This window comes from Acidobacteriota bacterium (assembly GCA_020845575.1).
Lineage (GTDB): Bacteria > Acidobacteriota > Vicinamibacteria > Vicinamibacterales > Vicinamibacteraceae > Luteitalea.
In genome coordinates this window covers 1-22411 of the sequence record JADLFL010000054.1, presented here as the reverse complement: position 1 = coordinate 22411, position 22411 = coordinate 1, and the positions used below count along the sequence as shown (strand labels likewise).

The 22411-nt window shown below is 69.4% G+C and carries 21 protein-coding genes; 13 read left to right on the top strand and 8 right to left on the bottom strand.

Features of this window, described 5'->3' with window-relative positions; translation table 11 throughout:
- Positions 1 to 11: 11 nt before the first annotated feature.
- Entirely contained in the window at positions 12 to 815 is an 804-nt protein-coding gene (locus tag IT182_15615; GenBank protein MCC6164778.1) for a DUF4159 domain-containing protein, read from the top strand.
- A 25-nt stretch (positions 816 to 840) separates the two neighbouring features.
- A complete protein-coding gene (locus IT182_15610) occupies positions 841 to 1533 on the top strand; it encodes an HAD family hydrolase (GenBank protein ID MCC6164777.1) in 693 nt (230 codons plus the stop codon).
- A 154-nt stretch (positions 1534 to 1687) separates the two neighbouring features.
- On the opposite strand, the gene IT182_15605 is transcribed toward IT182_15610, so the two are convergent.
- Complete coding sequence (locus IT182_15605) at positions 1688 to 2758, bottom strand: SpoIID/LytB domain-containing protein (GenBank protein MCC6164776.1); 1071 nt, start codon at positions 2756 to 2758, stop codon at positions 1688 to 1690.
- A gap of 122 nt (positions 2759 to 2880) precedes the next feature.
- On the opposite strand from IT182_15605, the gene IT182_15600 reads away from it, so the two are divergent.
- From IT182_15600 to IT182_15575, 6 genes are all read left to right on the top strand, one after another.
- Complete coding sequence (locus IT182_15600; GenBank protein MCC6164775.1) at positions 2881 to 4305, top strand: sigma-54-dependent Fis family transcriptional regulator; 1425 nt, start codon at positions 2881 to 2883, stop codon at positions 4303 to 4305.
- Complete coding sequence (locus IT182_15595; GenBank protein MCC6164774.1) at positions 4302 to 5381, top strand: response regulator; 1080 nt, start codon at positions 4302 to 4304, stop codon at positions 5379 to 5381. The genes IT182_15600 and IT182_15595 overlap by 4 nt, the downstream gene beginning before the upstream one ends.
- A gap of 105 nt (positions 5382 to 5486) precedes the next feature.
- Positions 5487 to 6920 (top strand): Asp-tRNA(Asn)/Glu-tRNA(Gln) amidotransferase subunit GatB, encoded by a 1434-nt coding sequence (gatB, locus tag IT182_15590; protein MCC6164773.1) that lies wholly within the window; start codon positions 5487 to 5489, stop codon positions 6918 to 6920.
- 64 nt (positions 6921 to 6984) lie between these two features.
- Complete coding sequence (locus IT182_15585; protein MCC6164772.1) at positions 6985 to 9342, top strand: DUF3108 domain-containing protein; 2358 nt, start codon at positions 6985 to 6987, stop codon at positions 9340 to 9342.
- On the top strand, positions 9339 to 10007 hold the full coding sequence (gene ftsE / locus IT182_15580) for a cell division ATP-binding protein FtsE (protein MCC6164771.1): 669 nt from the start codon (positions 9339 to 9341) through the stop codon (positions 10005 to 10007). The genes IT182_15585 and ftsE overlap by 4 nt, the downstream gene beginning before the upstream one ends.
- Positions 10004 to 10924, top strand: coding sequence for an FtsX-like permease family protein (locus IT182_15575; protein ID MCC6164770.1), 921 nt, complete (start codon positions 10004 to 10006; stop codon positions 10922 to 10924). The genes ftsE and IT182_15575 overlap by 4 nt, the downstream gene beginning before the upstream one ends.
- A gap of 19 nt (positions 10925 to 10943) precedes the next feature.
- Here IT182_15575 and IT182_15570 read toward each other — a convergent pair whose 3' ends face one another.
- Positions 10944 to 11201 (bottom strand): hypothetical protein, encoded by a 258-nt coding sequence (locus IT182_15570; GenBank protein MCC6164769.1) that lies wholly within the window; start codon positions 11199 to 11201, stop codon positions 10944 to 10946.
- Positions 11202 to 11218: 17 nt separating this feature from the next.
- Between IT182_15570 and IT182_15565 the strand changes: the two genes are divergently transcribed.
- Positions 11219 to 12547 (top strand): DUF4147 domain-containing protein, encoded by a 1329-nt coding sequence (locus IT182_15565; protein MCC6164768.1) that lies wholly within the window; start codon positions 11219 to 11221, stop codon positions 12545 to 12547.
- Between the two features lie 49 nt (positions 12548 to 12596).
- Here IT182_15565 and IT182_15560 read toward each other — a convergent pair whose 3' ends face one another.
- From IT182_15560 to IT182_15545, 4 genes are all read right to left on the bottom strand, one after another.
- Positions 12597 to 13049 (bottom strand): hypothetical protein, encoded by a 453-nt coding sequence (locus IT182_15560; protein MCC6164767.1) that lies wholly within the window; start codon positions 13047 to 13049, stop codon positions 12597 to 12599.
- 141 nt (positions 13050 to 13190) lie between these two features.
- Entirely contained in the window at positions 13191 to 13820 is a 630-nt protein-coding gene (locus IT182_15555; GenBank protein MCC6164766.1) for a hypothetical protein, read from the bottom strand.
- Positions 13817 to 14218, bottom strand: coding sequence for a hypothetical protein (locus IT182_15550; GenBank protein MCC6164765.1), 402 nt, complete (start codon positions 14216 to 14218; stop codon positions 13817 to 13819). Before IT182_15550 ends, IT182_15555 begins: the two co-directional genes overlap by 4 nt.
- Positions 14219 to 14504: 286 nt before the next feature.
- On the bottom strand, positions 14505 to 15083 hold the full coding sequence (locus IT182_15545; protein MCC6164764.1) for an RNA polymerase sigma factor: 579 nt from the start codon (positions 15081 to 15083) through the stop codon (positions 14505 to 14507).
- Positions 15084 to 15135: 52 nt separating this feature from the next.
- Here IT182_15545 and rnr point away from each other — a divergent pair, with 52 nt between their 5' ends.
- Both rnr and selB read left to right on the top strand, forming a co-directional pair.
- Positions 15136 to 17415: a ribonuclease R gene (gene rnr, locus IT182_15540; GenBank protein MCC6164763.1), complete on the top strand. Its 2280-nt coding sequence runs from the start codon at positions 15136 to 15138 to the stop codon at positions 17413 to 17415.
- Positions 17416 to 17417: 2 nt separating this feature from the next.
- Complete coding sequence (gene selB, locus IT182_15535) at positions 17418 to 19334, top strand: selenocysteine-specific translation elongation factor (protein ID MCC6164762.1); 1917 nt, start codon at positions 17418 to 17420, stop codon at positions 19332 to 19334.
- A gap of 3 nt (positions 19335 to 19337) precedes the next feature.
- On the opposite strand, the gene tatA is transcribed toward selB, so the two are convergent.
- Entirely contained in the window at positions 19338 to 19511 is a 174-nt protein-coding gene (tatA, locus tag IT182_15530; protein ID MCC6164761.1) for a twin-arginine translocase TatA/TatE family subunit, read from the bottom strand.
- Between the two features lie 30 nt (positions 19512 to 19541).
- On the opposite strand from tatA, the gene IT182_15525 reads away from it, so the two are divergent.
- Positions 19542 to 20441 (top strand): VWA domain-containing protein, encoded by a 900-nt coding sequence (locus IT182_15525; protein ID MCC6164760.1) that lies wholly within the window; start codon positions 19542 to 19544, stop codon positions 20439 to 20441.
- Between the two features lie 138 nt (positions 20442 to 20579).
- Positions 20580 to 21500, top strand: coding sequence for an energy transducer TonB (locus IT182_15520; protein MCC6164759.1), 921 nt, complete (start codon positions 20580 to 20582; stop codon positions 21498 to 21500).
- A 168-nt stretch (positions 21501 to 21668) separates the two neighbouring features.
- On the opposite strand, the gene groEL is transcribed toward IT182_15520, so the two are convergent.
- A partial coding sequence (groEL, locus tag IT182_15515; protein ID MCC6164758.1) for a chaperonin GroEL occupies positions 21669 to 22411 on the bottom strand: 743 nt, incomplete at its 5' end.

Here is a 22411-nt window from a genome sequence, read left to right as displayed (position 1 = left end):
GGCTGCCATGAATGGGTACGCCTGGCGGGGGCGGGCGTGTTTACGGCCGGAGGCATGATGCCCTTCACGCTACTACGGCCGCATGGCGATTTACAATTGCCAGTGTGCGGGTGAGTCGTCGTCGGTTCGTGCGAGGGGCCGTCGCGTCGGCCGGAGCGGCGTGCCTGGCCTCGACGGCGGCGCAGGCACAGCCCCGGGCCTCGGAGTTCGTCTTCGCGCGGTTGCGCTACTCGTCGGGCGACTGGGACTACAACCCCAAGGTCGCCGCCAACGTCCTCGATGCGGTGCTCACCTACACGAACATCCCCGTCTATCGGGACGAGGTCGTCATCACGGCCGACGCGACGGATCTGCCGGCATTTCCGTTCCTGTTCATGACCGGACACCTGCTCGTGCGGTTCAGCGAGCGCGAGCGACGGGGCCTGCGAACGTACGTCGAGCAGGGCGGTCTCCTGTTCTCGGACGACTGCAACCACGACATCGACGGGCTCTACGCGCGCAGTTTCGAGCAGGAGATGGCGACCACGTTCGGCAAGGCCGGGGCGATGCCGAAGTTGCCGGCGTCGCATCCGCTCTACCGGTGCTTCTTCACGTTCGCCACGCCACCCACGACGTCGCACGAGCTGAATGGCTTCGGCGACGACATGATCCACGACTACCTGCGCGGAATAGAGCACCAGGGACGGCTCGGCGTGTTGTACAGCAACAAGGATTACGGCTGCGAATGGGACTACGACTGGAAGAACAAGCGCTTCCGCCGCGAGGACAACACGAAGTTTGCCGCCAACATCGCCGTCTACGCCATGACGTCGTGACGGCGCATCCCACGCCGGAGGTCGCGTGCAGCCGGGCCTGACGCTCTTTGTCGACGCCGACGACACGCTCTGGGAGAACAACGTCCACTTCGACTCGGTGATCGCGCGCACCGCGACGCGATTGTCGGCCTACGGGGTGCAGCCCGATCGCACGCGTGAGGCACTGCTGGCCATCGAGCGCCAGCGCACGCGCGCGCACGGCTATGGCGCGCTCAATTTCGGGCTGTCGCTCGAAGTGCTCTGCGATCACGTTGGAGTGGACGGAACACTTCACCAACTGCGGCCGTTCCTGCGTGCCGAGGTGGCGGCGCTGCGTCGCAAGCGTCTCGAACTGTTGCCCGACGTCGGCGACACGCTCGCATATCTCGGCCGGCGTCATCGGCTCGTGCTGTTCACCAAGGGCAATCACGACGAGCAGTGGGACAAGGTGGTGCGATCGGGACTCCGCGAGCACTTCCACCAGGTGGACGTGGTGCGCGAGAAGGACGAGAACGCCTATCGCGATGCTGCGCGTCGGCTCGGCGCGCGTCCGGAGACGGCCTGGATGATCGGCAACAGCCCGAAGTCCGACATCCTGCCCGCCCGTGCGGCGGGATTCGGCACCGTGTTCGTCCCCCACGCGGCCACGTGGGAACTCGAACTCGGCGAGTTGCCACCCCCCGACGACGCGCGCACCCGCCGCGTCGAGCGATTCAGCGAGCTGCAAACGATCTTCTGAGTGAGCGTAGGGGCGAGGCATGCCGTCGCCCCTACATCTCGAGAGCCGCCCTGGCTGGCGCCACCGCGGAAAGGTGTAGCCGCCGGCCTTGTCCGGCGGGTGGAGATCACTGACTGCCGGACAGAGTCCGGCAGCACGTTCTGATGGGGGGCGGTCAGGTGCCGGGGCTGACAAGGCGGGCGCCGGGGTAGTAGGCGAGCAGGGCGGCCTCGACCGATTGGCCGGCGCGCAGGCGGCCCAGGAGTCCGATCTGGCACAGCCCGACGCCGTGGCCCGACCCCTGACCGACGAACCGGAGCTGGTGGCCGGTGCGCGTCACCTCGAATCGCGTGCTCCTGATGCTGCGCGGACCCTGCGCCGCCATCACGGCGCGCCTGAAGTCCTCGCCGGTCATGACGGGTGCGCGCGAGCCGGAGACCGCCACTTCCACCACGCGACCGCCCGCGTCGCGCCGCAGGACCTGGACGCCGTCGAGTCTGTCGCCCACGGCCGTGCGCGGCTGCCGGTTCAGGGCGGTGCGCACGTCCTCCAGGTCCAGCGTGACGGACCAGGGCGCCGGCTGTTCGCGCACGCAGTACGGATCGTCGACGCCCTGCAGGTACGCCGCACCCACGCCGCGCCAGACTTCCGCGGCAGCGCTCGTGTGTCCGCCGCAGTGCGCGTGGAACACGGCTTCGATCGGCCTGCCGGACTCCACGGCCAGGTAGCGGCCGCTCGTACGCCGTACCGCGGCGTCGATCTCGGCCGCCCAGCGACTCCGCCGCCACTGGTCCCGCGCATACACCTGGCAATGCGTGGTGGAGCAGACGTCGAAGCCGTCCGCGGCATGCCGCCCGCGCACCGACAAGGCATACGTGCGCGCGACGATGGCCTGCGCCTCGTAGGCCGATGTCGCGAGCGCCCCGTCGCGCGAGGAGACCGACAGTTCGCCCACCACCACGTCGCGCACGTACGTGTCGATGTCGACCGCTTCGACAACTCCGCTCCCGTGGGGCCCGGTCTCGACGCGCAGCACGATCCCCGCCGGCTGCGGCGCACGGGGCACCGGCGCGGGTGGTACGGGCGGTGGAGTGGGTGTCGGTGCAGGCTCCGACACCGGCGGCCCCGGCTCGGGTGGGGGCTGCCGCGCCACGGGCCGCGACCGAGCCGCACACCCCAGCCCCCCCGTCCCCGCGACCACGACCGTCGACGCCACCACCAGAACCCGCACGAATCGCAACGCCATCGGCGGTGATGGTAGCTCCGGAGATGGCGGAATGTCGGTGTCCGTCTCCTGCGCACGTCTGCGCGCGGGTGTGCGCTTTGGTTCAAGGCGCGCGGGACGACTGTCGATTGGGGGAAGGAGTCATGAGCACGCCCGCCCTGCTTGTCATCCATCCCCCGAGTCCGACACGGACCCTGGTGCTCGACGCGGCGGCCCGTGCGGGGTTTCTCGTGCATGTGTGCGACAGCGGCGGGGAAGGACTGGCCGCATTCCGCCAGCGAACGCCAGACATGCTCCTGGCCTCGCTGGACGTCACCGACATGGAAGGCCTCACGCTCGTCAGGAGCGTCCGCGACGAGGCGCCCGACCTCCCGACGGTGCTCGTCACTTCGCGCGCGTCCGTCGAATCCGCGGTGGCCGCCATCCGGCTGGGCGTCCACGACTATCTGCGCGAGCCGCTGGACGCCGAGAAGATGTGCGCGCTCCTGACGGAGCGCTACGACGATGCCCTGCGGCGGCGCGTACGTCTGTTTCCTGCCGAACGCTCACCGGGCGTGTCGTTCCACGGCATGATCGGACGGTCGGTCCCGATGCAGCGTCTGTTCCGCACACTGCGCACCGTGGCTCCGCACGTGCGCACGGCGCTCGTGAGTGGTGAGACGGGAACCGGGAAGGAACTCGTCGCGCGCGCCCTGCACCAGCTCGGCCCCCGCGCCGAGCGACGCTTCGTCGTCATCAACTGCTCGGCCGTCGTCGAGACGCTGTTCGAGAGTGAGCTGTTCGGGCACATGCGCGGGGCGTTCACGGGCGCCACCGACGCCAAGCCGGGGCTGTTCGAGCTGGCCGATGGCGGCACGCTGTTCCTCGACGAGGTGGGTGAGCTGCCGCCCGGCGTTCAGGCGAAGCTCCTGCGCGCGATCGAGTTCGGCGAGGTGCATCGCGTCGGATCGCTCGAGCCTCGCAAGGTCGACGTGCAGGTGATCGCGGCGACCAATCGCGATCTCGAGGTGGAGTGCGACGCCGGCCGCTTCAGGCGCGATCTGTTCTATCGACTCAATGTCGTCGACATCCACGTACCCGCGCTGCGCGATCGCCGCGACGATATCGTGTACCTGGCCAACGCCTTCATGCGCGCCACGGCGACGCGGCTGGCCAAGTCACTGACGGGACTGACCTCCGGTGCGGAACGGCTGTTGCGTGAAGCCGACTGGCCTGGCAACGTGCGCGAACTGCGCAACGTGATCGAGCGGGCCTGCCTCATGGCCGAAGGGCGTCTGGTCGGCGAGCTCGACGTGCGCGCGAGCCTCCCCGCGCCTCGCGCGGCAGCGAGTCTGCCCGTCGAGCGTAGCGTGCTGGCGACGATCGACAGGGCGCGCGGCGTGGCCGATGACGTCGGTCCGCTGTCGGCCGTCGAGCGCGAGCACATCATGCGCGCATTGCAGCGCGCCAACGGCAACAAGAAGAAGGCGGCGCTGCTGCTGGGTGTGAGCCGGCGGGCGTTGTACCGGAAGCTCGAACGCCTCGATCTCGGCGTCACGATCGCGCGGCGCGGGCAGGGGGCGGCATGAGCACGCCGAGCGAGTTCGACTTCAGCGGGATTGCCGTCAGTCCTCGGCCCGAGCACGCCGCGCGCGTGCTCGTGATCGACGATGACGAGGACGTGCGGGAGGTACTGACGGCGTGGGTGGAAGCCGATGGCTGCCTGCCCCTGTCGGTGAGCGGTGCCGAGGAGGCACTGGCGGTGGCAGACTCGCACACCGTGGCCGTCGCGCTCTGCGATGTGCAGATGCCGCAGCGGGATGGATTCTGGTTTGTCGAGCACATCGAGCAGCACCACCCCGACGTGGCCGTCGTGCTCGTGACGGGCGTCCACGACGTGGATTGGGCGCTGCGAGGACTTCAGCACGGCGTGGTGGATTACCTGCTGAAGCCGTTCGATCAGCGCAGCCTGTCACGTGCGCTGGAGAACGGCATGCGTCAGCACCGGTTGCGACGCGCCGACAGGCTGCTGCGTGAGCAGCGTGCGACGGAACTCGGGGCCCGGCATGGGAGACTCGTCGCCGCCTTGTCGCAACTGCATGTCGACACGACGAGGCAGGTCGAAGCGGCGCTCGATCTCGTGGCGTTCCGCAGCGACGTCTGGCGGGAGCACAGTTACCGCGTGCGGCAGCTCGCTGTCGCGCTCGCCACCATGGTGCGCGTGCCGGATGGGCAGATCGACGTTCTGGCCCAGGCCGCGCTGCTGCACGAGCTCGGTCGCCTGGTGTTGCCGGACGGGCTGCTCGGAAAGACGGGCGAATTGACGGCCGAGGAACGCGCGTTGTGGCGTCGCGTGCCGGACCTCGGAGCGTCGATCCTCGACGCGCTGCCCGGGCTGCGGCCCGCGGCGGTGATTGTCAGGTCGCGATTCGAGGAGTACGCGGGTGGCGGTTATCCGCGACAGCTCGCGGGCGACGAGATCCCGATGACGAGCCGCGTGCTGGCCGTTGCCGATTCGTACGATGCGATGCGGTCGCCACGGCCGTTTCGCGATGCCCTCAACCACGAGCAGGCCATCAGCGAACTCGTGCGCGGCAGCGGCACCCAGTTCGACCCGGACATCGTTCGCGCCTTCACGCGCCTGCCGGGGATCGGCGTCGGTTGACCCGGCAACCGGCACCGGGCAACCGGCAACCGGAATTCGGCACTCTCGGCATCGCGGCATTCGGCATTCCCGTACAATCCCTGCGTGCCGGCGACACCTGCGTCCGTGCGTTTCGAGGCCGTGATCGGACTCGAGGTGCACGCTCAACTCCAGACCCACACCAAGATCTTCTGCGGCTGCACGCCCTCGTTCGGCGATCCGCCGAACACGCATACCTGTCCTGTGTGCCTCGGGCTGCCCGGCGCGCTGCCCGTGCTCAATGCGGCAGCGGTGGACAAGGCGATTGCGGCGGCCGTGGCGCTCGGCTGCACCGTGCACGAGGTCTCGGAGTTCGCGCGCAAGAACTACTTCTACCCCGACCTCCCGAAGGGCTACCAGATCTCGCAGTACGACAGGCCGATCGCGACGGGCGGGCACGTGGAGCTCGACGTCGACGGACAGGCCGTCCATGTGGGCATCACCCGCATCCACATGGAAGAAGACGCCGGCAAGTCGCTCCACGAAGGCACCGGTGACCCGTCGCTCACTGGTATCGACCTGAATCGCGCCGGGACGCCGCTCATCGAGATCGTCTCGGAACCCGATCTCCGTGACGCCGCCGCGGCTGCGGCGTACTTCACGGCGATTCGCGACGTGCTCGTGGCGATCGACGTCAACGACGGCAACCTCGAGGAGGGCAGCCTGCGCTGCGACGCCAACGTGTCGGTGCGTCCCGTGGGGCAGGAGGCGTTGGGCACGAAAGTCGAGGTCAAGAACGTCAATTCGTTCCGCTACCTCCAGAAGGCGATCGACTACGAGATCGCGCGACAGTCGGCACTGGTGTCCGAGGGCGGCACCGTCGTGCAGGAGACGCGCCTGTTCGACCCAGACACGGGACGCACGTTCTCGATGCGCAGCAAGGAGGAAGCGCACGACTATCGCTACTTCCCCGAGCCGGATCTGCCGCTGCTCGTGCTCGCGCCGGGGCAGGTGGACCGCATCCGGGCGTCGCTGCCCGAACTCCCGGCCGCACGTCGTGCGCGCTTCGTCTCGCAGTACGGCCTGCCTGCCTATGATGCCGGGGTGCTCACGCAGGACGTCGACGTGGCGGCGTACTTCGAGCAGGTCGCCGCGCAGGTGCCGGCCAAGCTCGCTTCCAACTGGGTGATGGGCGATCTGCTGCGCATGCTGAAGGACGCGGATTCCTCCATCGCCGACGCACCTGTGACGCCCGCCGCACTCGCCGAACTGCTGCGCCTCGTCGATGCCGGCACCATCGGGACACCCGCCGCCAAGCAGGTGTTCGAGACGATGTGGCGCACGGGCGAGCCGGCACCGGCCATCGTCGAGCGCGAGGGACTGACGCAGGTGGGCGACGAAGCGGCGCTGCTGGCGCACGTGACGGAGGTGCTCGCCGCCAACCCCGATGCCGTGGCGAGCTATCGCGCGGGTCGCGTACAGGCGATCGGGGCGCTGGTCGGACAGGTGATGAAGTTGACGCGCGGCACCGCGAATCCGAAAGTGGTCCATGCCCTCATCCAGCGTCAGCTCGACGCCTGAGTCAGGGCGCGCGAGTTGGCGCGAGCGTCTAGTGGCGCTCGCGTGCTTCGCTATTGCGGCAGTGGTGGCCACATGGCCGCTGGCCCGCCATCCGCGCGCGCTCCTGGGCGCACCACTCGGCGCCGGCGACCCCTTCCTCAATCTCTTCACGCTCGGGTGGGATCTCCAGAAGCTGCTCGCGGCGCCCTCGTCGTGGGTGAACGGTGCGGTGTTCGACGCGCCGATCTTCCATCCGGCACGACAGACCCTCGCATTCACGGATCACCTGCTCGTGCAGGCAGCGCTCGTCTCGCCGGTGTACGCGATCTGGCGCGATCCGGTCCTCTGCTACAACGTCGTGTTGGTCGCCTCGCTCGTCGCCAGCGCATGGGCGATGTGGTGGTACCTGCGACAGGTGCTCGACGATGCGATCGGCCCCCTCGTGGGCGGCCTCGTCTGGGGATTCTGCGCCTACAGGTTCTCGCACATCGTCCATCTGCAGTTGCAGGCGCTCTACTTCCTGCCGCTCGCGTTCGGCGCGCTCCATCGCGTTGTCGCGAAGCGGCGCTGGCAGGACGGTGCGTGGCTCGGTCTGTGGTTCGGCCTGACAGCGCTCGGGTCCGTGTACTACGCGGTGGTCGGGCTCGTGGCACTGGGCATTGGCGGCTTCGCGCTCGTGGCCACGGCAGGCCGCGTGTCGCTCGGCAGGCTGCTTGGTCCATTCGCGCTGGGCACCATCGTGTCGACGGCGCTCGTGGCGCCGATCCTGGTGCCGTACATGCAGGTGCAGCAGCGCGAGGGCTTCGTGCGCACGATGGACGAAGCGAGCCGCCACGCGGCCACGCCCCTGAGCTTCGTGAGCGAGCCGCCGTGGCGGCCGATCCCGTTCGCGCCTATCGGACGCACTGAAGAAGACGGCCTGCTGCCGGGGTGGGGGGCGCTCGCGCTCGCGGTGCTCGGCGTGGCGGGGATCGCGCATCGACGCCGACAGCCGCTGCTCGCCACGTGGCTCGCCGTGGGCGTGACCGGCGTGGTGCTGGCGCTCGGCCCTGACGGCGTGCGCACGGTCTACGCCTTCGCGCATCGGTGGGTGTTCGGCTTCCAGGCCGTTCGAGCCCCGGCACGATTCGGCGTGCTCCTCGCGTTTGCCGTGGCGGCCCTCGCCGCGTGCGCGGTGACGCACTGGCGACGGGAGCGACCCCGCGCCGGGCGCATCGTCGTGCTCGCGTTGTCGGCGGTGGTGCTGGTGGAGGCGCTCGCGTGGCGCGTGCCGTACGTTGCCGCTCCCGCGTTCGACACGCCCGTCAACGTGTGGTTACGCGATGCCGAGGGACCCGGTGCCGTGGCGTTCCTGCCGCAGCCCGAGGATCGCGCCGCCACGCCGCTGATGCTGGGCACGCTCGTGCACGGTCGGCCGATCGTGAACGGGTACAGCGGTCAGCGCCCGTCGTTTGCGGGCGCCGTCGCAGGCGCGCTCGGCACATTCCCGTCGGCCGACGCGATCTGGACGCTGCACGATCTCGACGTCAGGTTCGTGGTCACGGCAGACGATGGCCTCGATGCGCAGTGGCCGCTGGTTCGACGCGGCAGCGTGGCGGGTGATGAGGGACGCATCGACGTGATCTACGAACTGGCCGACGAGGCGACACTGCTGGCGGCCGTCGGCGCGCCAGCCATGGTCAGCGCGCCGCAGCCGGGAACACCGGGGTTCGCCGTGGGGGAGTCCAACCGGTACGACGTGTTCTGGGATGGCGCCGGCACGCAGGTGTCGGCGGGCACCATCGAGATCGCCGTGCTCGCCGCGTCGGGAGACGATCCGACACTGCCGCGATGGCTGGACCAGAAGAACCGCGTCCGCATCAGGTACGAGGCGCGCGTGTCGTTGGCCACGGCGCCGTGGGTAGCGAAGTTCTTCGAGGCGCGCGACGTGTTCCGCACGTTCACTGACGAGGCGTTCCTCCCGATCGTCCACCTGCGGGAAATCCGAGAGGGCCGGCGGCACGTGGATCAGGCGGTGTTCCACGACGGAGCGGGCGGGGTGGTGCGCGTGGTGCCTCCCGATGCCGCCAGCGTGGAGGCGGGACCTGGCTTCAGGGCGCCGGGCGACCATCGCGATCCGATCGCGGCGTTCCTGCTCATGCGTACGCTGCCGCTGGTGCCCGGGATGGACGTGGCCATCCCCGTGAACGACATGGGCCGCAACCTGACGCTGGAGTCCGGGCCGCTGAAAGCCGAGACGATCCGGTGGCGGGGACAGCCGGTGCCGGCGCTGCGGATGCAGCCGGCGCTGGTGCAGCGCGTCCCGCGTCGGGCACCGCCGCAGATCGATCTCTGGTTGAGTGCCGACGACCGTCGAGTGCCGTTGCGCATCGACGTGGCTGCCGGATTCGGACGCGTGCGCGTCGAGCTCGTCGAGACGCGTCCTGGAGTACCACGCACGTGATCACGCTATCTGCCGTCACGCGATCGTTCGGGCAGGGGTTCGATGCCCTCCGCGACGTGTCGCTCACCATCGACAAGGGAGAGTTCGTGTGTCTGGCCGGCCCCAGCGGCGCCGGCAAGTCCACGCTGCTCCGCCTCCTCCTTCGTGAGGACGTCGCCTCGTCCGGTGAGGTCCGCGTCAACGGCACGGACCTCGCTGCGCTCGGACGCGACGCGCGGCAGGCGTACCGGCGCACGGTGGGATTCGTCTTCCAGGACTTCAAGCTGCTGCCGGCCCGCACGGTGTTCGAGAACGTCGCCACGGTGGCGCGCGTGATGGGCGTACCACGGTCGCAGCAGTGGCGTCGTGCGTCGCTGCTCCTGCAGCAGGTGGGCCTCCAGCACCGGATGGAAGCGTTCCCGATGCAGTTGTCAGGCGGTGAACAGCAGCGCGTGGCGATCGCGCGCGCGCTGATGAACGAACCCGCGCTCCTGCTGGCCGACGAACCGACGGGCAACCTCGATCGCGCGTTGTCCATCGAGGTGATGGACATCTTCAGGGGCATCAACGCCGCGGGCACGACGGTCCTGATGGCGACGCACGACGAGGAACTGATCCGCTACGTCAACAGGCGGGTCGTCCAACTCCAGCGCGGACATGTGGTGGCCGATCGGAGGGCGTCGTGAGCAGCCGCCGCCACGAGGACACGCATGCCGTCGGCTTCCTGCGGTACTGCCTCGACGAGGCGTGGACGTCGCTGCGACGGCGCTGGCGCGTCGCGAGCCTGTCGACGATGCTGCTGGCCGCGGCGGTGTTCGTGCTGGCGGCGGCGCTGTCGGCGTCGACGGCGCTGCGCGATCTCACCACGCGGATGACCGAAGCGGCCGAACTGTCGGTCTATCTCGCGCGCGACGCGTCGACGGCCGATCGCGACGCGGCGGCGCAGGCCACGCGCGACGATGCAGCGGTCGCGGCGGTGGAGGTGCTCGACGCCGATCAGGCGACCACGCGCGTCACCGAGGACTTCCCGGACCTGGCAGGCGTGATCACGGCACTGCCGGAGCGGCCATTCGGTGCGGTGGTGGAAGCGCGTCTTGCCGCGTCCGCCACCGAGGCGCAGGTGGACGCGCTCGTGGAGCGACTGCGCGCGTTGCCGGGCGTGGACGAGGTGGCGTACGACAGGGATGTGCTGCGGCGCGTGCTGCTGACGGTCACCACCGTCAGGCGCGTGGTCACGGCGCTCGCGTTGCTGCTGGCACTGGCCGCGTTCGCGGCGGTTGCCGCGGTCCTGCGACTCGGCTACTACGCGCGACGTGACGAAATCGACGTCCTCGGCCTGCTCGGCGCGCCGCCGCGCGCCATCTCGGGGCCGTTCGTGGCCGAAGGCATCCTGCAGGCGCTGGCCGGCACGGTCGTGGCCGTGGTCCTGCTGCGCGTGGCGCTGTGGGTCGTCTGGCAGGGACCGGCCGCCGCGTGGGCCCGCGCGCTGGATCTGCCGTACGCGCCGTTCCTGACATGGCAGCACCTGCTTACGCTTGGCGCGGCCACAGTGCTGGCGGGCGCGCTGGCCGGGTGGGTCGGCGCCCGCGAGATCGGTCGTTGACACCCGGCCGCGCGCGTGACTAGAGTGGGATGTGTTGCTCCGACACACACGTACCACCGTCGACACCCACCTTCGCGTGTCGGTCCTCGCGGAGTTCTATCGTGAAGAGCTCCAGCGCTGCCACCAACAACTCCTTCTCCAGCGCGAGTGTTATTCGGGCGCGACGGTCGCGTGCGTCGAGCTGGCACTCGGCCGCGTGATGGATCGCATCGAGATCCTCTGCCGGGAGGGTCAGGCCGAGCAGGTGGTGGGCGGTATCCTCGATCACTTCAGCCACGTTGCCTCACGGCAGGCATGGATGGACGGACGGCGCTGCCACTGACACTCCCGTCGCGTGCGCGCGACGATCTCGCCGGCATCACCGCCGCGGCGCTCGCCGCCGTCTCCGCCTCCACACTCGTACGCCGTGCGCTCGTCGACGGCCCCGCGCCCGTCGTGGCCGGCCGCCCCTACACGCTCATCGCGGCGGGCAAGGCGTCTGCGGCCATGCTCGAACGCTGGTTCGCGCTCGTGCCCGAACTTCCGCGGCGGACCATCGGCGTGGGCACGCACGACGGCCGTCGCGTGCCCGACGAGGTGGAGTGGTACACGGGAGGGCATCCGACACCGACACCGGAGAGCGTGGCGGCCGCGAACGCCGCGCTGGACGCTGCACGAGCGGTGCGCGAAGGCGACCACCTCGTCGTGCTGCTGTCCGGCGGGGCGTCGTCGTTGCTGTGCCGTCCGGTCGATGGCGTGACACTGGCAGAGAAGCAGCAGATCACGCGGGCGCTCATGCACGACGGGCGCGCGATCGACGAACTGAACTGCGTGCGCAAGCACCTGTCGGGCATCAAGGGGGGACGGCTTGCCGCCGCGTGCGGCGGCCGGACCGTGACGCTGGCGATCTCGGACGTCGTCGCGCCGATCGAAGACGACCCGAGCGTGATCGGATCGGGGCCGACCGTTGCCGACCCGAGCGCGTTCGCCGACGCATGGCGCATCGTGACGGGGATGGCCGATCAGGCGGCGGTCCCGGCGTCAGTCCGCGCGTGGCTGAAGCGCGGCGCGGAGGGGGACGTCCCGGAGACGCCCAAGCCGGGAGACGCGGCGATCCGGCGCAGCGAGTATCGGCTCATCGGATCGCGTCGCATGGCGATGGCAGGCGCCGCAGAAGAGGCGCGGCGACGCGGATACGACGCCATCGTGCTGCCGTCGCCTGTGCTCGGGGAAGCGCGCGAGGCAGGCGCCGCACACGTCGCGGCGGTTCTTGCAGTGGTTGGCGACAGGCGCGGTCCCGTCTGCGTGATCAGCAGCGGTGAAACGACGGTCACCGTTTCGGGTACGGGACGCGGCGGACGCAATCAGGAGTTGGTCGCCGGTGCGATCGATGCACTGGCACGCGCGGAGAAGCCCGTGCTCTTCGCCAGCGTCGGCACCGACGGCATCGACGGCCCCACCGACGCCGCTGGCGCGTGGGCCGACAACGGCACCGCAGCGCTGGCGGCGGCGCAGGGCGTCAACGTGGAGGCCTATCTGCGCAACAACGACGCCTACGAGTGCCATCGCCGCCTCGGGACGCTCACGCGCACGGGGCCGACGGACACCAACGTCTGCGACGTCCAGGTGGCGCTGCTCTACTGACGATGCAACGCCGGCCGCGCCCCATCGCGGCATGTCCTCGCGGCATTCCCTACGGTTCGGGGGTGGCGCGATACACCTCGCCGAGCAGGTTGGCCGCCTGCTGCGTCTTCGACTCGGCCTCGCCTTCAGGTCTTGCGACAGCCGTCTCGGTGGTAGCCGGCGCACCAGGTACGAGCGCCAGTGCGTCGCGCAACAGTTGCTGCGCCTGGTCGACCTTGGCCGCCTCGGTGGGTGGCAGGTCGCGCTGGCCCGTCGTCCTGAACGCGTCGAGGAGTCGAATTCCTTCCTCCACGTGCGCACGCGCGTTGCCGTAGTTGGCGCTCATGAGCGCCATGCGCGCGTCGAGCGTCCGGGCGCGCGTCTCGGACAGGCGCAGGCGCAGCAGCGCGCGGTCGCGACTGTGCTGCGCCGGGTACGCCTGATACCAGCCGAACAGGAATCCGAACAGCGCCGCCACCACGGTCGTGCCGGCGAAGTACCCCCACAAGCGTCCGCGAGTCATACGGGCAGGGTAGATCATTCAATGACGAATGCAGAATGACGAGTGCAGAATGGCGAATGTCGGAAGTGCCGGGCGTATCGCGACACCGTCCGTCATTCAGCATTTTCTGCATTTGTCATTCGGCATTCGTCATTCCCCTGCTCACTTCAGAATCTCCGCCTTGACCTCCACCGTCACCGTGCGATCGCTGGCGGCGTCGGCCGAGCGCGCGGCAACGACGGGGACGCCCGGTGTGAGCAGCAATGTGAGCGAGTCCTGGACGGTCGAGTGCGACGGGCGAGCTGTCTTCGCGAACTTGTCGTCGGTTGGCTCGAGGTCCGACAGCCCCTCGCTGGCCATCGGCAGCATCCCTCGTACGCTCGTGTAGAGGAATCGGAGCTCGAGGTACACGCGCCCTTCCTGCGTGACGAAGACAGTCGCGTCGATATTGAACGGAAGATCGCGATCACGTCCGTTGACGAGCGGCACGTTGGTTGTGGTGCGGACGCTGCTCGTTCGGCCGGAGGCCACGATGAGCGTGACCGTCTTCTTGACAGGTGAGTCCTTGGCCGCCTGTTCGGTGATCGTGACGTCCACCTTGACGTTCTGTGACGGCAGTGTGCGGGTTACGGATGGCCGGTTGTCGGCAGGTGCCTGCGCGGACTCCGTGTCCGGCGACGTCGTGGCCGTCACGGTCGCAGGTCTGGTCGAGGTGGTCTGTGTGGACGGCGGTGCAGCCGGCTGGGCGGCTGCCAGCGTGGCGGCGGCAAGAGCGAGGGCGATGAACGTCATGGGTTCTCCTGGTTGTCGATGGCGTCGAGGGGCGCCAGTGGGATTGCGGCGATCGCGATCGGTTCGAGGGCTGGCAGCGGCTCGATGTCGATGGATGTCTGTGTGATGTCTTCGATGGCGATCGGCGGCACCTCGATGGCCTCCAGATCCGCGCGCGGCGGTACGACATCGGCGTAGGCCACGAGTACGGGTACGGGCACGAACGCCGACGCACGTCTGGTGTTCGACGCGCGACTGTGAACACGACGCGGTTCAGGCGGTTCATCGTGAGCGGCGGCTGTCACGGGCGCCGGTTGTCGTGAGACGAGCGCAGGCGGATTCACTGCGTCGACTACCAGCGTGCCTGGTGCAGGCGCGACGGGCGTGTCAGGCCGCCACACGAACCACATCGTCGCCACGGCGAGACAGAGGGCGGCAGGGGCGGTGAGCCAGGGGCTCTGGAGTGCGTGAAGAATCGCGTCCGGGCGCGGGTGGCGCCGGACGGGGCGCCCCGCCGGCCCGCAAGCGCGTCTCCCGTACAAGTGCTGTTCGCGCTGAGGACGGGTGGGGCTGTCCGGCGACAGGACCCGCGCCATCGCCGGTCTTGCAACTCCCGGTCCCGTGCGGGCGAGGACGCGGGCGACGGCGTCGGCCCGCGGCTCGGGTCTCGCCATCGCTTCGAGCGCCGCGTCGATTCGTTCCTCGTCAAGCATCGTGCGGCCCTCCAGGCGAGTGGGCGTCCATCCTGGTGCGCAGCAGGCGTCTCGCCTCGCTCACGCGCCACTTCAGCGTGCCCACGGGTATGTTCAACAGCGCCGCGCCGTCGACGTAGGAGAAGTCTCCCGTGGCCATCAACACCAGCGCGTCGCGGTACGTGCGAGGCAGCGCGCGTATCAGCTTCGTGATGCGGGCACGCGCCACCTTGTCCTCCAACTGCGCGGCGGCGCCGGGTTCGGTGGCCGCCAGCGTCACGGCCAGCGGGTCATCGTCCTCCGCATCGAGACGCCGCATGCGTAACCACGCCGCGAGTCCTCGCCGTCGATCCAGCGACTTCCGCCAGGCGATCGTGAGGACCCACGTGCGGAACGACGCCTGCCCGCGGAAGCCGTCGAGTGCATGCCATGCGGCGATCCACGCGTCCTGCGCCGCATCGTCGGCATCCGCCCGCGAGACGAGCGCGGCGTGCGCGGCCCGGAACACGGCCGCGTGGTGCCGCCGCACGAGCTCCGCCCACGCTTCCTCTTCCCCGGCCTGCGCGCGGGCCACGAGCGCCTCGTCGGTCACCGACCCTGTAGACTGAGGCCGGGACACTCCGGTTGGGAAAATCGACGACACCATGACGCCAGACGATCTGCTGCAGCGCATCCGCACGCGCGTGACCCATCCCGCCACCGTCAACGAGCTGATGCGGTTGCTGGGCCTGCCCCGGTCGGAGGCCCCCGCGATCCGCAAGGCCCTGAAGACGCTCGTGGCCCGTGGTGCGCTGATTGAAACACGCGGACGCCACTTCGGCGTGCCGGAGCTGATGGATCTTGCCGCCGGCCGGCTGGTGGTCAATCCGAACGGCTTCGGCTTCGTGAAGCTGGATCAGCCCATCGACGAGGTGACGGGCGACATCTACGTTGCCGGTCACAACCTGCACGACGCCATGCACGGCGATCGCGTCGTCGTGCGCGTCGAGCGCCACGCGCGCGACGGGCGCGCCGAGGGCCGCATCGTCCGTATCCTCGGGCGGAGCGCGGCCACCACCGTCGGCCGGTTCGACAGGGAAGATCACGGCCTCCAGTACGTCACGCCGTTCGACAAGCGGCTGTTGATGGACGTGCAGATCCCGGCCGGCGACGATCTCGGCGCCACGGCGGGACAGATGGTGGTGATCGAGATCGTGCGCTGGCCCGTCCACGGGCGCGGCGCGCTCGGCCGCGTGCTCGAGGTGCTGGGAGACATCAACGCACCAGGCGTCGACACGCAGATCATCATCCGTAAGCACGGCATTCCCGATCGCCACTCGGACGAGAGCCTCGCCGAGGCGTCGCGCATGGGCGAGGACGTCGATCCAGCCGACATCGCCGGCCGTACTGATTTCCGCGGCGACGTCGCGGTGACCATCGACGGCGAGACCGCGCGCGATTTCGACGATGCGGTATCGGTGGAGCGGCTGGAGAGCGGGCACTACCTGCTGAAGGTGCACATCGCCGACGTGGCGCACTACGTGCGGGAGGGGAGCGCGCTGGATCGCGAAGCCGCCGATCGCGGTACGTCCGTGTACTTCCCCGAACGCGCGGTCCACATGTTCCCCGAGGCGCTGGCCACGGGTCTGTGCTCGCTGCGTCCGCACGTGGATCGCCTCGTGCAGTCCTGCGTGATGGAGATCGACGGACGCGGGCGCGTGGTCGACGCCACGCTCCACGACGGGGTCATCGTCAGCCGCGCGCGCATGACGTACACGGACGTCCACGCGATTCTGGCCGGCGACGCGGAGCGGCGACAGCGATACAGCGAGCTCGTCCCGCACTTCGAGCGCATGCGCGAGTTGTTCGACATCCTGAACCGGCGCCGCCACGGCCGCGGATCGATCGACTTCGATCTCCCGGAAGCGAAGATCGTGCTGGACGAGGACGGCCAGGTGGAGAACATCCTCGTGGCCGAGCGCAACGTGGCGCACCGGCTGATCGAGGAGTTCATGCTCGTGGCCAACGAAACGGTGGCCGCGTTCCTCGACGCGCACGACGTGCCCACGCTGTACCGCATCCACGAGGCGCCGGATTCGCTGAAGGTGGAGCAGTTCGAGGAGTTCATCGCGACGCTCGGGTACACGCTCGCCGCGTCGGCGTCGGCCATCAAGCCGCGGCACTTCCAGAAGCTGGTGGAGAAGCTGCGCGGCAAGCCGGAGGAGCGGCCGATCGCCACGCTGATGCTGCGCACGATGCAGAAGGCGCGCTACGACACGGGATGCCTCGGCCACTTCGGTCTGGCAGCCGACGCGTACGCGCACTTCACGTCGCCGATCCGCCGGTATCCCGACCTCATCGTGCATCGCACGCTGCGCGAGTTCCGTCACGGAGTGCTGACCGAAGCGCTCTACGACGAGCGAGTCGAGGAACTGCCGGAAGTCGCGCGTCACACGTCGGAGATGGAGCGCCGGGCCGACGAGGCGGCCAACGAGCTCGTCGCGTGGAAGAAGGTCCGCTTCATGGCCGACAAGGTCGGCGAGGAGTACGACGGCTTCATCACCGGCGTGGCGCCATTCGGCCTGTTCGTGCAGCTCGTGGAGCACTACGTGGAAGGTCTGGTCCACATCTCCAGCCTGGCCGACGACTACTACCGCTACCTCGAACGCGCGCACCAGCTGCGCGGCGAGAACACGCATCGCGTCTTCAGGCTCGGCGACCCGATTCGCGTGCAGGTGGTGCGCGTGGATCAGGACCGCCGCCAGGTCGATCTCGGCGTCGTCGAGGTCCTCGATCGCATCCGCGAATCCGAGCGCCACCGCGGTCCCCGCACGAGCAAGGCATCGCCGAAGCACGAGAGTCGTCCGGGCAAGGGTCGCCCTGCCAAGGGCAGGCCCGGCAAGCGCGAGCGCGCGATCACGAAGGCCGTGAAGGGAAGACGATAGCGGTGCACCTCACGATCGCGACAGCGGGGCACATCGATCACGGGAAGAGCACGCTCGTCCAGGCGCTGACGGGGACGCATCCCGACCGGTTGCCTGAGGAGCGTGCGCGCGGGATCAGCATCGAGCTCGGGTTCGCGCACACCACCGTTGGCGACGTGACGTTGTCGTTCGTGGACGTGCCTGGTCACGAGCGGTTCGTGCGGACGATGCTGGCGGGTGTGGGCGGGATCGATGCGGTGCTGCTGGTGGTGGCGGCGGACGAATCGGTGATGCCGCAGACGCGCGAACACTTCGACATCTGTCGCCTGCTTGACGTGCCCGCCGGCGTAATCGCGCTCACGCGCTGCGATCTGGCCGACGAGACCATGCAGGCCGTGGCGGAGCTCGACGCGCGAGCCCTGGTGGAGGGGTCGCCGCTGGGCGACGCGCCGATCGTGCGCGTGTCGGCGACGACGGGCGGGGGCCTGGACGACCTGCGTGCCGCTTTGCTCGAGTGCGCACGCACGCGTCGAGAGCGAGACGCGGCAACTCCGACACGTCTGCCGATCGATCGTGTCTTCTCCGTGAAGGGCTTCGGCACCGTCGTCACGGGCACGCTCTGGTCTGGGCGTATCGCGCCGGAGTCCGAGCTCACGGCGTGGCCGGGCGGTCAGCGCGTCCGCGTGCGCGGCGTCCAGGTACACGGAGTCCCGGCACCATGCGCGGATGCCGGACAACGCACCGCGCTCAACGTCGCGACGCTCGGACGCACCGAGATCGATCGCGGCCACATGTTGCTGGCCGACGGTGTCGCGCTCCCCACGCGTCGCCTCGCTGTCGACGTGACGGTGTTGCGAGGCGCGGTCGGGGTCGGGGGGCCGACCCTGCCCACGGCTTTGCGGCATGGCACGCGGCTGCATGTGCACCTGGGCACGACGGTCGTGGTCGGACGGCTCGTTCTTCCGTCAGTGAATGCTGACGGATCGGCGCGCGTGCTGACCGCTGGTGCGCGTGGAGCGGCGGTGTTGCGGCTGGAAACGCCGCTTCCGGCGCGTCGCGGCGACCGCCTGGTGTTGCGGTCGTACTCGCCGGTGACCACGGTGGGCGGCGCCGTGGTGCTCGATCCCGCACCGCCGGCGCGTGGCGTGCCGCCCGCGGATCTGGCCGTCACCGACGTTGCCGCGCTGCTGCTGGCGCGTGCGCGCGCCGCGGGACCGCTCGGCTGCGTGCGCGTCGATCTGCCCGCCCGGTGCGGCGTGGCTCCCGCCGTCCTGAGCCGCGTGGCGCAGCGGTTGACCGACGAGGGCGTGCTGGCTGCAGCGGGACCATACTGGGTGGCCGTCGAGATCCTCGACGGCATGCAGCAGGACGTGCTCGCGCGTCTCGATGAGGCCATGGCATCAGATCCGTTGAGTGGCGGTGTGCCAAGAGCCACGCTGCGAAGGATCGGCGGACGACGATGGCGGGCGGAGGTGACCGACCTCGTACTCGCACGCCTCGCCGATGGGGGCATCATCACGGGTGAGGATCGGATCACGCGCGCGACGGCGCAGGCACCGGAGCGTGATCCCGTCGATGTGCGCGTCCTCGAGTCGATCGACGCGGCGGCCCTGGCTGGTGTGACAGTCGCCGATCTCGAGGGGACGGGGGCAGTGCCCGACAGGAAGTCGCTGGCGGCCGTGTTGTCGCGCCTGGCGCGCAGCGGCGATGTGGCGCGCGTGGGCGACCTCTACGTGTCACACACGAGGCTGAGGGGGCTCGTAGAGGACCTGCGGGCGTCCGCCGGGAGCGGTGGCGGAACGGGGCGAGTCGAGATCGGATGGTTCAAGGACCGCTATGGCCTGACGAGGCGTGCCGCGATCCCCTTGCTGGAATGGCTCGATCGCACGCGCGTCACGCGGCGGGAGGGCGACGCGCGCGTCGTGATCGACACGCGATGACGACTACTCGTCCTTGGTGGCCACGCCGTCCTTGGTGGCGTCCTTGAAGTTGCGGATCCCCTTGCCGATCCCGCGGCCGATTTCCGGCAGGCGGTTCGCGCCGAAGATCAGCACGACGATGAAGAGAATGATGATCAGTTCGGGGATACCGATCGGTCCGAAGCCCAGCGCGATCATGAGGTGCTCCTTGTCGTACAGCGACTGCCCGTGATTCTACCACTCGACCTTCGCCTCGTCCTGTCGGTCTGCGGGCTGCTCGTGCTGCTCGCCCCGGTACGGCCGGGCCACGTGGCGGCGCATGCCGGTGGGGCCGCGTCGCAGGAGTTCGTTACGCGGACCGAGCTGGTCGAGGTCTATGCGACGGTCACCGACGCGAAGGGACGGTTTGTCACCGACCTCGCGCGCGACGAGTTCGTCGTGCTCGAGGACGGCGTGCCGCAGACCGTCACCACGTTTGCCGACGGCGAGCAGCCCGTGTCGATCGCGTTGGCGGTCGACAGGAGCTGGAGCATGGCTGATGGACGCCTCGCGGCGGCACAGCGCGGTGGACGCGAGCTCCTCCTGGAACTCGGCGACCAGGACCGGACCATGCTCGTGGCGATTGGGTCCGACGTCGAGGTGGCCGTGGCCCTCACCAACAATCGCCTGGCCGTCGACACGGCGTTGCAGGGGCTGGATCCCTGGGGATCGACGGCGCTGCGCGACGCGGTGGTGACGGCGTTCGACGCGATCGAGCCCGCGCCGGGGCGTCGCGCCCTCGTGCTGGTGTCCGACGGCCTCGAGCGCAACAGCCGCCTCAGCGCCGAGGACGTCCTGGCGCGCGTGCGGGCGAGCGACGTGCTGGCGTATCCACTGGTCCTGCAGCGCAAGATCCCGGATCTGTTGCAGGCGTTGGCCGACGCGACAGGCGGACGCACCGAGCGCGTCAGGCGGTTGCGCGATCTCCCCGCGGCGATGCGCCGGATCGCGACCGAGCTGCGGCATCAGTATCTGCTCGGCTATCAGCCGCAGCGCGCGGCGCGGGAGGGCGAGTACCGCCGGATCGAGGTGCGTGTCACGCGCACCAGGCACCAGGTGCGCGCACGAACGGGGTATTTCTCCCGCTGAGATCGGCCGGATACCCCACTGCGAACGTCAAAATGCCGAGCCGCATGACGCGATGGGACTGCCCGCGATCGCGCAGCCGGTTGCGGCTCACGCAAGAGTGCTGCCAGAATGAACGCGTTCTCTCGTTCTCGCCCGGATATGTCTGACGCGCCCGCTCCCACCCCTCAGGAATCGCCCGCCCACGGCTCGGTGATCCTGCCGATCGGGACGCATCCCACTGTCGATCTCCAGTTCGGGATGCAGCGACAGCGGACCAGCGGCGCGGCTGTCGCGTCGGCGCTTGCGCACGTGCTGGGGGCCATCATCCTGTACGTGGGTATCCGTGCCGTCCCGGCGGAGTCCCCACCGGAGGTCGTGCCGCCGCGCGATCCCGAGCACACGCTCGTGTTCGTGGCCGAGCCAGGGCCCGGTGGCGGTGGCGGCGGTGGTGGGAACCAGAGTACCGAACCGCCGCGACGACTGGAGTTGCCAGGGCAGGACCGCATCTCGGTCCCCGTGGCGCCGAAGGTGAATCTCACACCGCCCAAGGTGGAGCCGCCCGAGCCGGTCGAGCCGCCTCCCGTGCCGCCGCTCACCATTCCCGTGCAGAACGTCGCATCAGGAAACGTCGCGATCGCCGGCGTCATCGACAGGACGGCCATCCCGGGTGGGACATCGCAGGGCAGTGGAAGCGGTGGAGGAGCAGGCACCGGCCAGGGCACCGGCGTCGGCTCCGGCAGCGGCAGCGGTCTCGGGGCCGGCTTCGGTGGCGGCACAGGAGGCGGAGCCTATCGACCCGGTTCCGGTGTCTCGCCACCGGAACTGGTTTCGCAGGTGAAACCGCAGTACACCACCGAAGCCATGCGCGCCAAGATTCAGGGCAAGGTGTGGCTCGAGGTGATCGTCGGACCCGACGGCCGTCCCGGCGACATCAAGATCGCCCGCTCGCTCGATCGCGCGTTCGGCCTCGACGAGGAGGCGATGAAAGCCATGCGCCTCTGGCGCTTCCGTCCCGGCATGCGCCAGGGCGTCGCCGTTCCCACGGTCATCACCGTGGAGATGGAATTCAGCTTGAGGTAGCGCGCCGCCTGAATGTCCGCGGCGCATGTCGGCAACCGGCAATCGGGAACGGGCAACCGCACACCACAAACCAGGTTCCATGCGCTGCCCCTGAGTCCAACGCAAAGGGCCCCACTGGATTGCTCCAGTGAGGCCCTTTGTCCTTCCGGTTGCCGGTTGCCGACGTGCTTAGTACATCCCTCCGCCCGGAGGTGCCGGAGCGGCGTCCTTCTTCTCCTCGGGGATGTCACACACCATCGCTTCGGTGGTGAGCAGCAGCCCGGCGATCGACGCGGCGTTCTGGAGCGCCGTGCGGACGACCTTGACCGGGTCGATGACGCCGGCCGCGATCAGGTCCTCGAACTTCTCGGCGCCGGCGTTGTAGCCGAACTCCACCGTGTCGTTTTCCTTGACGCGCTGCACGATGATCGTGCCTTCCTGGCCCGCGTTGGTCGCGATCCAGCGCATCGGCTCCTCGATGGCGCGCTTGATGATGCTCACGCCGACCTGCTGGTCGTGCGTGTCGAGCGTCAGGCCCTCGAGGGCCTTGCCCGCGCGAATCAGGGCCACGCCGCCGCCGGGCACGATGCCCTCTTCGACAGCCGCCTTGGTCGCGTGCATCGCGTCCTCGACGCGCGCCTTCTTCTCCTTCATCTCGGTCTCGGTGGCGGCACCGACCTTGATGACGGCCACGCCGCCCACGAGCTTGGCGAGGCGCTCCTGCAGCTTCTCGCGGTCGTAGTCCGAGGTGGTGTCCTCGATCTGCGTGCGGATCTGCTTCACACGACCCTCGATGGCGGCGGCCACACCGGCACCCTCGACGATCGTCGTGTTGTCCTTGTCGATCGTGACCTTCTTGGCGCGGCCCAGATCCTCGAGCTTGACGTTCTCGAGCTTGATGCCGAGGTCCTCGGTGATGGCGCGGCCACCGG